This window comes from Prevotella heparinolytica, assembly GCF_004342845.1.
Taxonomy (GTDB): Bacteria; Bacteroidota; Bacteroidia; order Bacteroidales; family Bacteroidaceae; genus Bacteroides; species Bacteroides heparinolyticus.
Window position 1 is genome coordinate 30,458 of the sequence record NZ_SLXB01000019.1, and the last position, 13,779, is coordinate 44,236.

The 13,779-nt window shown below is 41.6% G+C and carries 13 protein-coding genes; 12 read left to right on the forward strand and 1 reads right to left on the reverse strand.

Going from position 1 to position 13,779, the window contains the following annotated elements:
* Positions 1 to 401: 401 nt before the first annotated feature.
* Positions 402 to 1,655 carry a DEAD/DEAH box helicase gene (locus EV202_RS10070; RefSeq protein WP_106068395.1) on the reverse strand — a complete coding sequence of 418 codons (1,254 nt, stop codon included), beginning with the start codon at positions 1,653 to 1,655 and terminating at the stop codon, positions 402 to 404.
* Between the two features lie 287 nt (positions 1,656 to 1,942).
* Here EV202_RS10070 and EV202_RS10075 point away from each other — a divergent pair, with 287 nt between their 5' ends.
* From EV202_RS10075 to rplT, 12 genes are all read left to right on the forward strand, one after another.
* Positions 1,943 to 2,443, forward strand: coding sequence for an SPOR domain-containing protein (locus EV202_RS10075; RefSeq protein ID WP_106068396.1), 501 nt, complete (start codon positions 1,943 to 1,945; stop codon positions 2,441 to 2,443).
* A 250-nt stretch (positions 2,444 to 2,693) separates the two neighbouring features.
* On the forward strand, positions 2,694 to 3,941 hold the full coding sequence (locus EV202_RS10080; RefSeq protein WP_131926979.1) for a hypothetical protein: 1,248 nt from the start codon (positions 2,694 to 2,696) through the stop codon (positions 3,939 to 3,941).
* Between the two features lie 13 nt (positions 3,942 to 3,954).
* On the forward strand, positions 3,955 to 4,845 hold the full coding sequence (locus EV202_RS10085) for a DUF3869 domain-containing protein (RefSeq protein WP_131926980.1): 891 nt from the start codon (positions 3,955 to 3,957) through the stop codon (positions 4,843 to 4,845).
* Between the two features lie 39 nt (positions 4,846 to 4,884).
* The gene (locus tag EV202_RS10090) at positions 4,885 to 6,021 is read left to right on the forward strand and encodes an OmpA family protein (RefSeq protein ID WP_131926981.1); all 1,137 of its coding nucleotides are present in this window, start codon (positions 4,885 to 4,887) and stop codon (positions 6,019 to 6,021) included.
* Between the two features lie 118 nt (positions 6,022 to 6,139).
* Entirely contained in the window at positions 6,140 to 6,892 is a 753-nt protein-coding gene (locus EV202_RS10095) for a YjbH domain-containing protein (protein WP_131926982.1), read from the forward strand.
* Positions 6,893 to 7,040: 148 nt separating this feature from the next.
* Entirely contained in the window at positions 7,041 to 7,466 is a 426-nt protein-coding gene (gene ruvX / locus EV202_RS10100) for a Holliday junction resolvase RuvX (RefSeq protein WP_131926983.1), read from the forward strand.
* Positions 7,467 to 7,509: 43 nt separating this feature from the next.
* A complete protein-coding gene (gene def, locus EV202_RS10105) occupies positions 7,510 to 8,067 on the forward strand; it encodes a peptide deformylase (protein ID WP_131926984.1) in 558 nt (185 codons plus the stop codon).
* A gap of 68 nt (positions 8,068 to 8,135) precedes the next feature.
* Positions 8,136 to 10,190 carry a tetratricopeptide repeat protein gene (locus EV202_RS10110; RefSeq protein ID WP_131926985.1) on the forward strand — a complete coding sequence of 685 codons (2,055 nt, stop codon included), beginning with the start codon at positions 8,136 to 8,138 and terminating at the stop codon, positions 10,188 to 10,190.
* 80 nt (positions 10,191 to 10,270) lie between these two features.
* A complete protein-coding gene (thrS, locus tag EV202_RS10115; RefSeq protein ID WP_131926986.1) occupies positions 10,271 to 12,211 on the forward strand; it encodes a threonine--tRNA ligase in 1,941 nt (646 codons plus the stop codon).
* 122 nt (positions 12,212 to 12,333) lie between these two features.
* Positions 12,334 to 12,921 carry a translation initiation factor IF-3 gene (gene infC / locus EV202_RS10120; protein ID WP_106070411.1) on the forward strand — a complete coding sequence of 196 codons (588 nt, stop codon included), beginning with the start codon at positions 12,334 to 12,336 and terminating at the stop codon, positions 12,919 to 12,921.
* Between the two features lie 70 nt (positions 12,922 to 12,991).
* The gene (gene rpmI / locus EV202_RS10125) at positions 12,992 to 13,189 is read left to right on the forward strand and encodes a 50S ribosomal protein L35 (protein ID WP_106068404.1); all 198 of its coding nucleotides are present in this window, start codon (positions 12,992 to 12,994) and stop codon (positions 13,187 to 13,189) included.
* 99 nt (positions 13,190 to 13,288) lie between these two features.
* The gene (rplT, locus tag EV202_RS10130; RefSeq protein ID WP_087340825.1) at positions 13,289 to 13,639 is read left to right on the forward strand and encodes a 50S ribosomal protein L20; all 351 of its coding nucleotides are present in this window, start codon (positions 13,289 to 13,291) and stop codon (positions 13,637 to 13,639) included.
* Positions 13,640 to 13,779 lie beyond the last annotated feature (140 nt).

Genomic DNA, 13,779 nt, shown 5'->3' on the forward strand with positions numbered 1-13,779 from the left:
TTCTTGAATGTATTGGTTTACAGCGGTCAGGCAGAAGAGAGCCTTTTACGCCGACCTTTCCTCTCCCTGTTTGACAGCTGCAATCCTTTGTCGTGGCAGAGGCAAGTGTTCAAGCCGACAGGCACTTGTGTTTGACGTGACAGACACAAGTGTTTGAGCCGTCGGACACAAGTGTCTGACAGGTCAGGGGCAAACGTCTGATAACCAATATACTTTGACTTTAAAACACAAGCCGCCGGGTGAGGTTATCGACCAGCTTCTTATCCCGACTCAGGTTATTTTACTTTGAGAGTGAGGGACTTGTTTAATCGATTCTTCTGTACCATTTCCGTATCAAGTCCGTATATAATACCTACAGAGATAATACGGAGATGGTACGGAACAGATACGGCTTTGGTTTGCTACGGGTTTTGCGGCTTCCTTTGTCTTCTTCGGGAAATGTTATTGGAGTGCCTTTCTAATTGTACCTTACCCTTCTTCTCTTTGATTTCGGCTTTTTGTGTTGGCACATCTTGTGTTTTCACTTCATGGGTCGTGATGAAAGGATGATCTTCTATTACATGGATTTTCTTTCCGATCAGTTTCTGGATGTCTCTCAGATAGGGGAGTTCTTCCGATTCACAGAATGAGACGGCAACGCCGTTACGTCCGGCTCTTCCGGTTCGCCCAATGCGATGTACGTACGTTTCCGGAATGTTGGGTAGTTCGTAATTGATGACGTGTGACAATTGCTCTACGTCAATTCCGCGCGACGCGATGTCAGTGGCGATCAATACACGCAGGCTATGGCTCTTGAAACCCGTCAAGGCACGTTGACGGGCATTCTGGGATTTGTTGCCATGAATAGCTTCTGCCTTTATTCCAGATTTGTTGAGGATACGTGCGAGTTTGTCCGCTCCATATTTGGTTCTGGTAAAAATGAGTACAGATTCTATCTCTGTGCTTCTCAACAAATGGAGCAATAGGTCTTTTTTCTCTTTCTTCTCAACAAAATAGACTGATTGTGATATCTTATCTGCGGTAGATGATACAGGAGTGACTTCTACCTTTTCCGGTTGTGTCAGCATGGAATTTGCCAAAGCCTCAATTTCAGGTGGCATCGTTGCCGAGAAAAAAAGAGTTTGCCGTTGGGCAGGTAGAAGTTTCAGGATGCGCCGAATATCATGTATGAATCCCATGTCAAGCATGCGGTCTGCCTCATCCAAAACAAAAAAATCAAGTGTCTTGAGGTTGATGAATCCTTGATTCACGAGGTCTTGCAGGCGTCCGGGGGTTGCGATCAGTATTTGTACTCCGCGTTTCAATTCGTCAGTCTGTGGCTTTTGTCCCACGCCACCAAAAATGACGGCATGTCTTAAACCGGTGTACTTGCCGTATGCGCTGAAACTTTCGCCGATTTGTATGGCCAATTCGCGGGTAGGCGTCAGAATCAAAGCTTTGATTCTTTTACGGTTATCCGTTTTATATAGCTTTTGCAGAATTGGAATAGAAAAAGCAGCAGTTTTTCCTGTTCCGGTTTGAGCACATCCTAATAGGTCTTTTCCTTGTAATAATATGGGGATTGATTTCTCCTGGATGGGAGTAGGGGCGGAGTACCCCTCTTCTTGAAGAGCCTTCAGTATAGGCTGTATCAAATTTAAATTTTCAAATGTCATGTAATTGATTAAATGAGCCTCGCGCTCTGTTTATTTACGACAAAGATACGTTAACTCTTTAGGTAAATCCCTCTTTATTGCGTGGTTTAATTATATTTAACTAACGAAGCGGAAGAATAATTGCGCGTTATGGCGTACCTTTGTTTCCCAAAATAAGCTATAGTCGGAAAAACAAACTGTTTCTTGATAGAAATCGAGGTCCTTCTTGCTTTATTACTTGAAAATTTTGACTGACATTCGGATAAGAATAGACGAAAATATTATTAACAAAAAAACGATAAGAAAAGATGAAAAAATTAGCCTTATTAGGAATGGGGGCATGCATTGCTCTGGCATTCTCTTCTTGTAAATCGAGCGAAAGTGCTTACAAAAAAGCATATGAAAAAGCCAAACAACAAGAATTGGCTGAACCGCAGACTGCTGTTGCTGCAGAGGATGTAGCTCCGGTAGTAGAAGCTCCTGTATCCAGAAAAGTAGTGGAAAGTGCTCCGGTTGGTGTTCGTCAGGAAAAGGTCACCGTAGTATCCGGAACCAATGGTTTGAAAAATTATAGCGTGGTGTGCGGTAGCTTTGGAGTAAAGGCAAATGCTGAAAGCCTGAAATCTTTCTTGGATAAAGAAGGATATAATGCGATTATAGTATTCAATGCTGAAGCTGCTATGTATCGTGTCATTGTTTCAACTTTTGCGGACAGAGCTTCTGCGGCTGATGCTCGTGATGCGTTTAAGGCCAGATACTCCAACCGTCAGGATTTTCAAGCATCTTGGTTGCTGTATCGCCTCGACTAATTAAGTAGAATTCTTTTTGGTAATTTATAAAGAAAGAGAGAATGCTCTTTCCTGATAGGCGGTAGCTGGGAAGCTACCGCCTTTTTTCTTTCTATTAGAAAAGTGGATTATTACCCCTTTTTCATCTTGTCTTTTCCAAAAAAAACAACATTAATGTTGTTTTTTCATATAAAAAGCTTTGGTATTATTAAAAATGTACCTATTTTTGTACCGTATTTTACATCGTGACAGATGTAAAAAGGTTGAAGTAATGAGGTATATAAACTCTGGTATGGCAAAGTGCTTAGAAGCGGAAGTAGTAGCACAATATGTAACGTTCTTTTTATTCTGTTTGTTTCCAATGATAGGGTATGGCCAGACGGGACAGGAAACTGTGAATGCTTTGGTTAGAATGGGTTTTGAAAATGTGGGATGGGCGGAAGATGATGATGAACGTGTATATATCCTGCAAAATACGACTTATCGTTTGCAGGGAGTCGGCATAAGTAAGGCTGTGGATGTTATTCAAGATATGGGCTTGCCGGAAAATAAAAAATGTAGGATTGTTGTTCTGAATAATAATATACCTCAAATATCTCTTAGCTATCATCCTCTTATAGGTGATACTTTGTCGCGGGTAGAACGTAATGACTGGAATGTCAGCTATGAATTAGGTAACACATGGAAGGAAGCTAAGAATGTGAAGTTGAGAAATCGTTCTTTGTTTAAAATTGATGTATTGGTATATCCTCAGTTGGCTTTCAAGAATTTGGTGATTACGCAGATTTATCACGTCTTGTTCAATTTGAGCCCTGCCATTGAAGTTTCGATGTGGAAAGGTATGAAGCTTACTGCACAAGTAAAATTGCCTATATATAATGATGGGTATGGAAAATATGAAGATAAAATTCATTTCGGGCATATCACCGTTTCACAGAGTTTCAGATTACCGTACAATGTGTTTGGTAAGGTGGCGGTAGGCTTTTTCAATGCTGATCAATACGGAATGGATGCCGAATTCTTTCATCCTTTGAGTGATGAACGCTTTTTTTTGCTGGGTAGGATAGGCTATACGGGAATCGGTTATTGGGATGGATTTAAATTGCATTACGACCCTTCTACATGGACTTCTACATGGTCTTTGGGAGGTGGGTTTTATTGGCAGCAGTTTAATACCCGGTTTACATTGAAAGCCGAACAGTATTTAATGAAAGAAAAAGGCGTCAGATTTGAAATGATCAGACATTTCCGTTATTGTTCAATTGGCTTTTATGTAATGAAAGCCCGGAATGCAAGAGCAAACGGAGGCTTTCGATTTCAGGTGGCTTTACCTCCCTACAAGTATAGAAGAAGAGGATATATACCACGTATGAATGTTTCTGCTAATATGGGGCTTGTTTATAATTCGGGCAATGAACGTTTGTATTATAAACAGTATAAAGCGGAGGCAAGTGACAATATAATGGAACAGAATAGTTTTAATCCATATTTTATTAAATCAGAATTGTTAAATTTTTAATTTATTTGTTGAGATGAAGAAGATTAAATTCTTAAACGGTATAAATGCAATGTTTGCGTTAGCCGTAGTAGCTTTGGCTACAACTTTTACTTCTTGTGAGAAAGAAGAATTCAACGTAAAAGTTGATCCTATCAATGCACAGGCAACTATCAGCCCGATAGTGCTTTATGTTGCGGATGGTGTTACTACGGATGTGACATCGACTGCTAAAATCTCGTACAATCCGAATTCTACTTTTACCGGTAATCCGGCTTTGGCCGCTACTACTGCAACTGTTTCTGTTTCTTATGACGGAATAAGTGCTGATGTAAAAGTTGCTGTTCCTGCATTGCAGGCCGGTCAGTTTGCCACTCTGACTCCGACTATTATTCTGCAGAAGAAGACTCCTGAAACTAAGATTGAGATTTCTCAGGTTGTAGATACATCTGTACCAGAGCCTTCTAATAAGTCGGCTGAATTAACCAATACAACAGATTATTGGTATTCAACAACTGTGAAGTATCTTGAAAAATCCGGTAACAAGATTTTGGAGAAGAATATTAATACAACGGATGTGAACGAAGTGGCAGCTATTGGTACTTTCTTTAACGCTCTTCAAGATACTTACAAAGAAACGCTTGTTGAGAAGAAAGATGTGCCGGTTCACTCTCATTCGCTTACAAAAGTAAGTGTGACTTATACTGTTGTGACTACGGAGTATAAGATTGTTAAGAAAACCACTACGGTAACAAAAGCAGATGGCGAAACTGTTCTTGCTACAGCAAAGGTGGCAAGTTATGCAACTTCTACAGCTACAGTTACCCCTGATTTGCAAATTCCGGGTCACAATCATGCACCTGCAGGTCATGGTCACGGTCATGGCACAGATCCTAACGCAGGTGGTGGTATTGTAATCGCTGACTAATTTTAGTTGTAGTTATTTATCTTAAAACTAAAGAGAAAGATGAAAAGTAAATTAATAATAGCCTCTTTATTGTTAGCAGGCGCTTGTGCTACGGTGAGTGCACAAGAAAAAACAAAATATTATACCGAGAAGGCTTCGGATAATATTTTCTTAGGAGTTGGTGTTGGGGGAATGAGCGTTATCAATGACGGTTTTAATTCTCCGACGATGAACTTTAATGTTTCACTTGGCAAGTATATCACTCCGGTGTGGGGTGTGCGCGGACAAGTGGGTGGTTTTTGGCAGACACTTGACAAGCAGGATAGTGGCTACCAAAAAGACAAGAAAAAGTTCGGTGAAGTGAATCTGGACGCTATGCTCAACTTGATCAATCTCTTCGGCGGCTATAACCCCAACCGTGTGTTCGACCTCTACTTGTTTGGTGGTCCTACAATGAATTTGGGCAGGGCTGTAGATACGCAAATCTCAATTCAACAAGGTACAGGCAAACAAACTTATGCATATAGCGAAGACGGACTGAAGGCTCGTTTTGGTGCAACAGCAGGTTTGGGACTGGCATATAACATCAATAAAAAGTGGGCAATCAATCTTGAAGGTCGTTTTGGGGTGACTCCTTCTATCTTCGGTGATGCAAGCGACTGCCGCAAGGCGGAAGCAACTGCTCGCGTAAACTTAGGCTTTGCTTATACTTTCGGTGGCAAGAAGTTTGTTCCTGCTTCTAACGTCGATGAGGATGCCATCAATGCTGAAATCAACAGATATAGAAGAGAATTGGCAGAAGCACAGGCCGACTTGGCTAATTGCAAGAACGCATTGGCTAACGTGAGACCGGAAGTGAGAGAAGTTTCCAAGGAAATTGAAGTGGCAGGTCCGCGTGCAATCTTCTTCAGAATCGGTAGCGCTAAGATTGATGACTATGGTAAGGTTAACATTGAGTTGGCTGCCAAGACGCTGAAAGCTAACCCTGATAAGAAGTATAAAGTTGCCGGTTATTGTGATAAGGCTACCGGTAGTGCACCTTTCAACCAGAAGTTGTCCGAGAAACGTGCTCAGGCTGTTTATGATGCTTTGATTGCTCAAGGTGTTGATAAAGATCAGCTCGAACTCGTAGGCTTCGGCGGTACTGAAAATATGTTCGGTAAGAACTTCTTGAATCGTGTAGTTATTCTGGAATAATATACTTGTGATTTAGGAGACTCTAAAAATAGAAGGCGTCTGGAAGTCAGACGCCTTTTTTTGATGAATAATCCGGCACGTGCATTATTTATTGTTATAGTGACTGAATCTTTATGTGATGATGAAGTTTAAACTGTTCTTTTTTATTCTTTTCTGCTCTCTGGTAAGTTCTGCTTCTGCACAATTGACGTATGGGGTGACCGGACTCTTGCATGCTCCTTCTGCTGAAATGCAGCGAGATAAGACTTTTATGTTCGGTGGAAACTTCTTGAACAAAGAATTGACTCCTCCCACTTGGTATTATCATACTTATAATTATTTCTTGAATGTAACCATATTGCCTTTTTTGGAAGTGGCTTATACTTGTACACTTGTCAAAGCAGAGGCTTTAGGACTTGCACCTTATGGATATAGTGGATTTACTAACCAGGATCGTTATTTCTCCATCCGGTTGCAAGCTTTGAAGGAGGGGCAGTTCTGGAAGTATATGCCCTCGGTAGTACTGGGTACGTCAGACCCTTTTACTTCTTCTGGGGGAGGAGAAGTAGCTTCTCCCCAAGGGAATGGCTACTATAGCAGGTTCTATATTGCCGCCTCCACACATATTCCGGTAGTTGGTAAAGAAGAAATTGGTGTGCATCTTTCCTATCTTTATAATGAACGCAAAGAGTATAAACTGAACGGGCTGGCATTAGGAGTCACTTATAATCCCTCTTTCCATCCTCAGTTGCGATTGGTAGCAGAATATGATTCCAAAGATTTTGCTTTGGGAGCCTCTTATCTGTTATTTAACCATCTGCATATACAAGTGGAGATGCAGAAAATGCGCTATTTTAGCGGTGGATTAGCTTATAAGATTCATTTGAAATAATCGGGAAGATTATCTTTTTAATAACGTGCGGGTTATGCAGGGTGGCATAATCCGCATGTTTTTTAATTCCTAAAGATTTCCCATTTTGCCTATATAAATATAATATTGAAGGCATAATCCAAATTTAATCGTAATTTTGTAGTCCATTATGAGTAGAATAATAGCGATAGATTACGGTCGAAAACGTACAGGTATTGCCGTGAGTGATACACTACAGATGATTGCCAACGGATTGACAACGGTGCCTACGCATCAGTTGCTCTCCTTTTTGCTTGATTATGTGGCCAAAGAACCGGTGGAGCGTATTTTAGTAGGCCTTCCCAAACAAATGAATAATGAGGTTTCGGAAAATATGAAACATATTGAACCTTTTGTGCGTTCCTTAAGGAAGAAGCTGCCGGATATACCAATAGAATATGCAGACGAACGTTTTACGTCTGTATTGGCACATCGAACGATGCTCGAAGGAGGGCTGAAAAAGAAAGATCGTCAGAATAAGGCCCTGGTTGACGAGATCAGTGCAACCATTATCTTGCAGACTTACTTGGAGAACAGACGCTTCTCTCTGTCATGATGAAAAAGAATTTCTAATAAAAAATTGTAACTGATTTAAGAGAATGATTTTACCTGTTTATGTGTATGGTCAGCCTGTTTTAAGAAAGGTGGCTGAAGATATAACTCCGGACTATCCGAATTTGAAGGAGTTGATAGATAATATGTTTGAAACAATGGATAATGCCGAAGGCGTGGGGCTTGCTGCACCGCAAATCGGTCTTCCTGTCCGGGTAGTTACCATTGATTTGGATGTGTTGTCGGATGATTTTCCTGAATACAAGGGATTTCGTAAGGCATATATCAATGCTCATATTTTGGAAGTTTCAGGCGAAGAGGTTTCTATGGATGAGGGCTGTTTAAGTCTTCCGGGAGTCCACGAACCAGTGAAGCGCGCTAATCGGATACGTGTGAAGTATCTGGATGAGAATCTGGTAGAACATGATGAAGTGATAGAAGGATATTTGGCTCGGGTCATGCAGCATGAGTTCGATCATTTGGATGGAAAAATGTTTATCGATCACCTGTCTCCGCTTCGCAAACAGATGATTAAAGGAAAGCTGAATGCCATATTGAAAGGTAAGGCACATTGCACCTACAAGGTGAAAACTGTAAAGAAATAGAGGGATGTATATAGCCAAATAAGCGGAAAATATTATTTTTGCTTCGTTACAAGCGTTTATGAAATAAGATGATAAAAAAAATACTGTCGGTTATTTTGCTGCTACCCACATTGATGTATGCGCAGATCAATACGGAAAGGGTAATGACTATCGCTCGGAATGCTTTGTATTTTGAGGATTATGTGCTTTCCATTCAATATTTCAATCAGGTAATCAACGCCAAGCCTTATTTGTATGAACCCTACTTCTTTCGAGGGCTGGCTAAAATAAATCTGGATGATTATCAGGGTGCAGAAGCTGATTGTGATGCTGCGATTCAGAGAAATCCCTTTGTGGTAGGCGCTTACCAAATCAGGGGATTGGCGCGCATCAGGCAGAATAAGTTTGACGAGGCAATCGAAGATTATAAGACGGCTATCAAGTATGACCCGGAGAATGTGGTGCTTTGGCATAACCTTTCTCTTTGCCGCATTCAGAAGAAGGAGTACGAGGCGGCTAAAGAGGAGCTGGACAAACTTTTGTCAATTGCTCCGAAATATACCCGTGCCTATCTGATGAGAGGGGAAGCCTTTTTGAAGCAGAATGACACGATACAAGCCTTGCGTGATTTTGACAGAGCCATTGAGATGGATCGTTACGACCCGGATGGATGGGGTGCAAGGGCCATCGTGCGCATTCAGCAGGCCAAGTATAAAGATGCGGAGGCCGATTTGGATCAGGCAATACGCTTGAGTGCAAAAAATGCCGGTAATTACATCAATCGTGCTTTGACGCGTTTTCATCAGAATAACCTGCGGGGAGCCATGAGTGATTATGATTTGGCGTTGGACATCGATCCGAACAATTTCCTCGGTCACTATAACCGTGGTTTGCTGCGTGCCAAGGTGGGCGATGACAACCGGGCAATAGAAGACTTTGACTTTGTGTTGAAGATTGAACCGGATAATATGATGGCAACTTTCAACCGAGGTGTGCTGCGTGCGCAGGTCGGTGATTATCGGGGAGCTGTCAGTGACTATTCCAGAGTGATAAAGGAACATCCTAATTTTGTGGCAGGTTACTATCAGCGTGCGGAAGCCCGCAAAAAGATTGGTGATATGAAAGGGGCTGAACAGGATGAGTTCAAGATTATGAAGATGCAGATAGACAGGCGCAACAACATCATTTCCAAGAAGGGGGGCAATGACGCCAAAGATACGGCAGACAATACTTCTGATGATTCGGATGAGGATAAAGGGAAAACCCGAAAGAAATCGGACAGGAACATGGAGAACTATCGTAAGATAGTGATTGCGGATGATTCGGAAGCTGAGCAACGCTACAAGAGCGATTACCGCGGGCGCGTGCAAGATAGGAATGTAACAATCAAGCTTGAATCGATGTATGCTCTGACTTATTATGAGAAGCTGAGTGACGTAAAACGCATCGTGCATTATCATAAATACATAGAGGGTTTGAATCATGAAAAGCTTTTCCCGAAACCGTTGCGCATCACTAATATGGAGGCTCCGTTGACGCAAGAACAGGTGAATTATCATTTTGCTTTGATAGATACCCATACGTCTGATGTGGTGGCTGATGATACAAATGCCCAAAAACGGTTTATGCGCGGTCTGGACTTTTATCTTGTTCAGGACTTCACAAGTTCTATTGATGACTTTACAAAAAGTATTTTGCTGGACGATACTTTTTTCCCTGCATACTTCATGCGTGCTTTGGTGCGTTGCAAGCAACTGGAATATAGAAAAGCGGAAGCAGCAATGAGCGAAGGGGCCACTTCCGGTACATCCGACGTGAAGAAGGCAGAAGTTACAGCAGTAGATTATGAAATTGTGAAGAGCGATTTAGATAATGTCATCCGTTTGGCTCCCGACTTTGCTTATGCCTATTATAATAGGGGTAATGTTTCCTCTTTATTGAAAGATTATCGCGCAGCTTTGGTGGATTATGATAAAGTGATTGAACTAAATCCGGATTTTGCCGAAGCGTATTTTAACCGTGGATTGACACATATCTTCTTAGGCAATAACAAACAAGGTATTTCCGATTTGAGTAAAGCCGGAGAGTTGGGTATTGTATCGGCCTATAATATCATAAAAAGGTTTACGGATGTGAGAGAATAACATTTTTTTGCTAAAAAAACAGAATATCAAAAAGAATTAGCTATTTTTGCGTTCTAAAAAAAGAAATATACATAAGAATTATGATAAAGATAACATTTCCAGACGGCTCTGTTCGTGAATATAACGAAGGTGTAACGGGGCTGCAAATTGCAGAAAGCATCAGTTCACGGTTGGCTCAGGATGTACTGGCATGTGGTGTGAACGGGGAAACTTATGATTTGGGGCGTCCTGTCATGCAAGACGCTGAAGTTGTACTTTATAAATGGGAGGATGAGCAAGGAAAACATGCTTTTTGGCATACCAGTGCTCACTTGTTGGCCGAAGCTTTGCAGGAATTGTATCCCGGAATTCAGTTCGGCATAGGCCCTGCCATTGAGAATGGTTTCTATTATGATGTGGATCCGGGAGAAACAGCCATTAAGGAGGCCGACCTTCCGGCTATTGAGAAGAAAATGGCGGAATTGGTTGCGAAGAAAGAGGCGGTTGTCAGAAAGAGTATTGCGAAGAACGATGCTTTGAAGATGTTTGGTGACCGTGGAGAGACTTATAAATGCGAGCTGATTTCGGAACTGGAAGACGGGCATATCACGACTTATACACAAGGTGCATTTACCGATTTGTGCCGTGGCCCTCACTTGATGACTACCGCGCCTATCAAAGCCATAAAATTGACTTCCGTGGCTGGTGCTTATTGGCGTGGTCGTGAAGACCGCAAAATGATGACTCGCATCTATGGCATCACATTCCCGAAGAAGAAGATGCTGGATGAATATTTGGTTATGTTGGAGGAAGCTAAGAAACGCGACCACCGTAAAATCGGCAAGGAGATGGACTTATTCATGTTCTCTGATACGGTGGGTAAGGGGTTGCCGATGTGGTTGCCGAAAGGTACTGCTCTGCGTATCCGTTTGCAAGATTTCCTGCGGCGTATCCAAGCTCGATATGATTATCAGGAAGTTATGTGTCCACCCATCGGTAACAAGTTACTTTATATCACCTCCGGACATTATGCAAAATATGGCAAGGATTCATTTCAACCTATCCATACGCCGGAGGAGGGAGAAGAGTATTTCCTGAAGCCGATGAACTGTCCTCACCACTGTATGATTTATAAGAATACACCTCGTTCCTATAAGGATCTTCCTTTGCGTCTGGCAGAGTTTGGTACGGTTTGCCGTTATGAACAGAGCGGTGAACTGCACGGGTTGACACGTGTTCGCAGTTTTACGCAGGATGATGCACATATCTTTTGCCGTCCCGATCAGGTGAAGGATGAGTTCCTTCGTGTGATGGATATCATTTCCATTGTATTCCAGTCAATGAACTTTGAGAATTTTGAAGCGCAGATTTCCTTGCGCGACAAGGTGAATCGCGAAAAGTATATCGGTAGCGACGAGAATTGGGAGAAAGCGGAGCAGGCCATCATCGAAGCATGCGAAGAGAAAGGGCTGAAGGCGAGAGTTGAATATGGTGAAGCGGCTTTCTATGGGCCTAAGCTGGACTTCATGGTGAAGGATGCTATCGGGCGTCACTGGCAATTGGGCACTATTCAGGTGGACTACAATTTGCCGGAACGATTTCAGTTGGAATATACCGGTGCAGACAATCAAAAGCATCGTCCCGTCATGGTGCATCGTGCTCCGTTTGGTTCGATGGAGCGTTTTGTTGCTGTTCTGATTGAACATACGGCAGGCAAGTTTCCGCTGTGGTTGACTCCTGATCAAGTGGCTATCTTGCCCATCAGTGAGAAATTCAATGATTACGCTTATGAGATAAAGCAATATCTGAAAAAATATGATATTCGTGCTATTGTAGACGAACGTAATGAGAAAATCGGTCGTAAGATTCGCGACAATGAGATGAAGCGTATTCCTTATATGCTGGTTGTGGGCGAAAAAGAAGCTGAAAATAGAGTAGTTGCAGTGCGTAAGCAAGGAGAAGGGGATAAAGGAACCCTAAAAATAGAGGATTTTGCAAAAAAAGTGAATGAAGAGGTTCAAAATATGATAAATAAGTGGTAACTTTGTCGCCAATTGTAAAAGCATAGCATGTAATAGATGTTTTAAAGGTGGCTTTTGCTTAATAACAAAACATAAATTTGGGAATAATAAACAAGAAACAAACTGGAAGTAAACGTTATTTAATGAAAAATGACAGCTTAAAAGGGCAACATCGGATTAACGAACAGATCCGCGCCAAAGAAGTACGCATCGTGGGCGATGAAATAGAACCAAAGGTCTACCCGATAGCACAAGCTTTAAAACTTGCCGAAGAACATGAAGCAGACCTCGTGGAAATATCTCCGAATGCAATTCCTCCTGTCTGTCGTATTATCGATTATTCCAAATTTCTGTATCAATTAAAAAAACGTCAAAAGGAGCAAAAGGCCAAGCAGGTTAAGGTCAATGTAAAGGAAATCCGATTTGGTCCTCAGACAGATGATCATGATTATAACTTTAAGTTGAAGCATGCCAAGGGTTTTCTGGAAGACGGAGACAAAGTAAAAGCATATGTATTCTTTAAAGGACGTTCTATTTTGTTTAAAGAGCAAGGAGAAGTATTGCTTCTGCGATTTGCTAATGACTTGGAGGAATATGCAAAGGTGGATCAGATGCCTATTTTAGAGGGAAAACGAATGACCATTCAGCTTTCACCGAAAAAGGCTGCTGCACCGAAGAAGACGGTTTCGAAGCTGGAGGATACAGCCGCTCCGGTAGAAACAGAAGAGTAATGAAGAAATGAGTAACGCCATAGGTATAGTGCGTTGCCATAATTTAATAATTTAAAAGTTTTAAAAGAAGATGCCAAAGATCAAGACTAACTCCGGTGCTAAAAAAAGATTCACTCTTACCGGAACAGGTAAAATCAAAAGAAAGCACGCTTTTCATAGTCATATCCTGACTAAGAAAACTAAGAAGCAAAAAAGAAACTTGTGCTATTCTACACTTGTCAGTCCGACAGATGTAAATCAAGTGAAAGAGCTCTTAGCGATGAAGTAACTAAAGCGTACTAAAGAAATTAAAGTTATTAACCGAATGCTTTAGCTTTAAGACTGTTACGTGAAGTAACGGCGCTGACATTCAAAAACAAGTAAAACTATGCCAAGATCAGTAAATCATGTTGCTTCTAGAGCAAGAAGAAAGAAAATTTTGAAATTAACCAGAGGTTACTTTGGTGCAAGAAAGAACGTTTGGACCGTAGCCAAGAATACTTGGGAAAAAGGTTTGACTTATGCGTTCCGTGACCGTAAAAACAAGAAAAGAAACTTCCGCGCTTTGTGGATTCAACGTATCAACGCAGCCGCTCGTTTGGAAGGTATGTCTTATTCTAAGTTGATGGGTGCTTTGCACAAAGCAGGAATCGAAATCAACCGCAAGGTGTTGGCTGATTTAGCGATGAACCATCCGGAAGCTTTCAAGGCTATTGTAGCCAAAGTAAAAGCTGCATAAGCCGGTTATGCTGATAAACTCAAGGTGCTGACTACCATCCGGTAGTTGGCACTTTTTCTTTCTCGGCAGATTTTGAAAAGGCGAAAGAGACAAGGCTTTGAAACAAAGTTTTATTTTTGCTTGTTTCTTTAATAGAAACT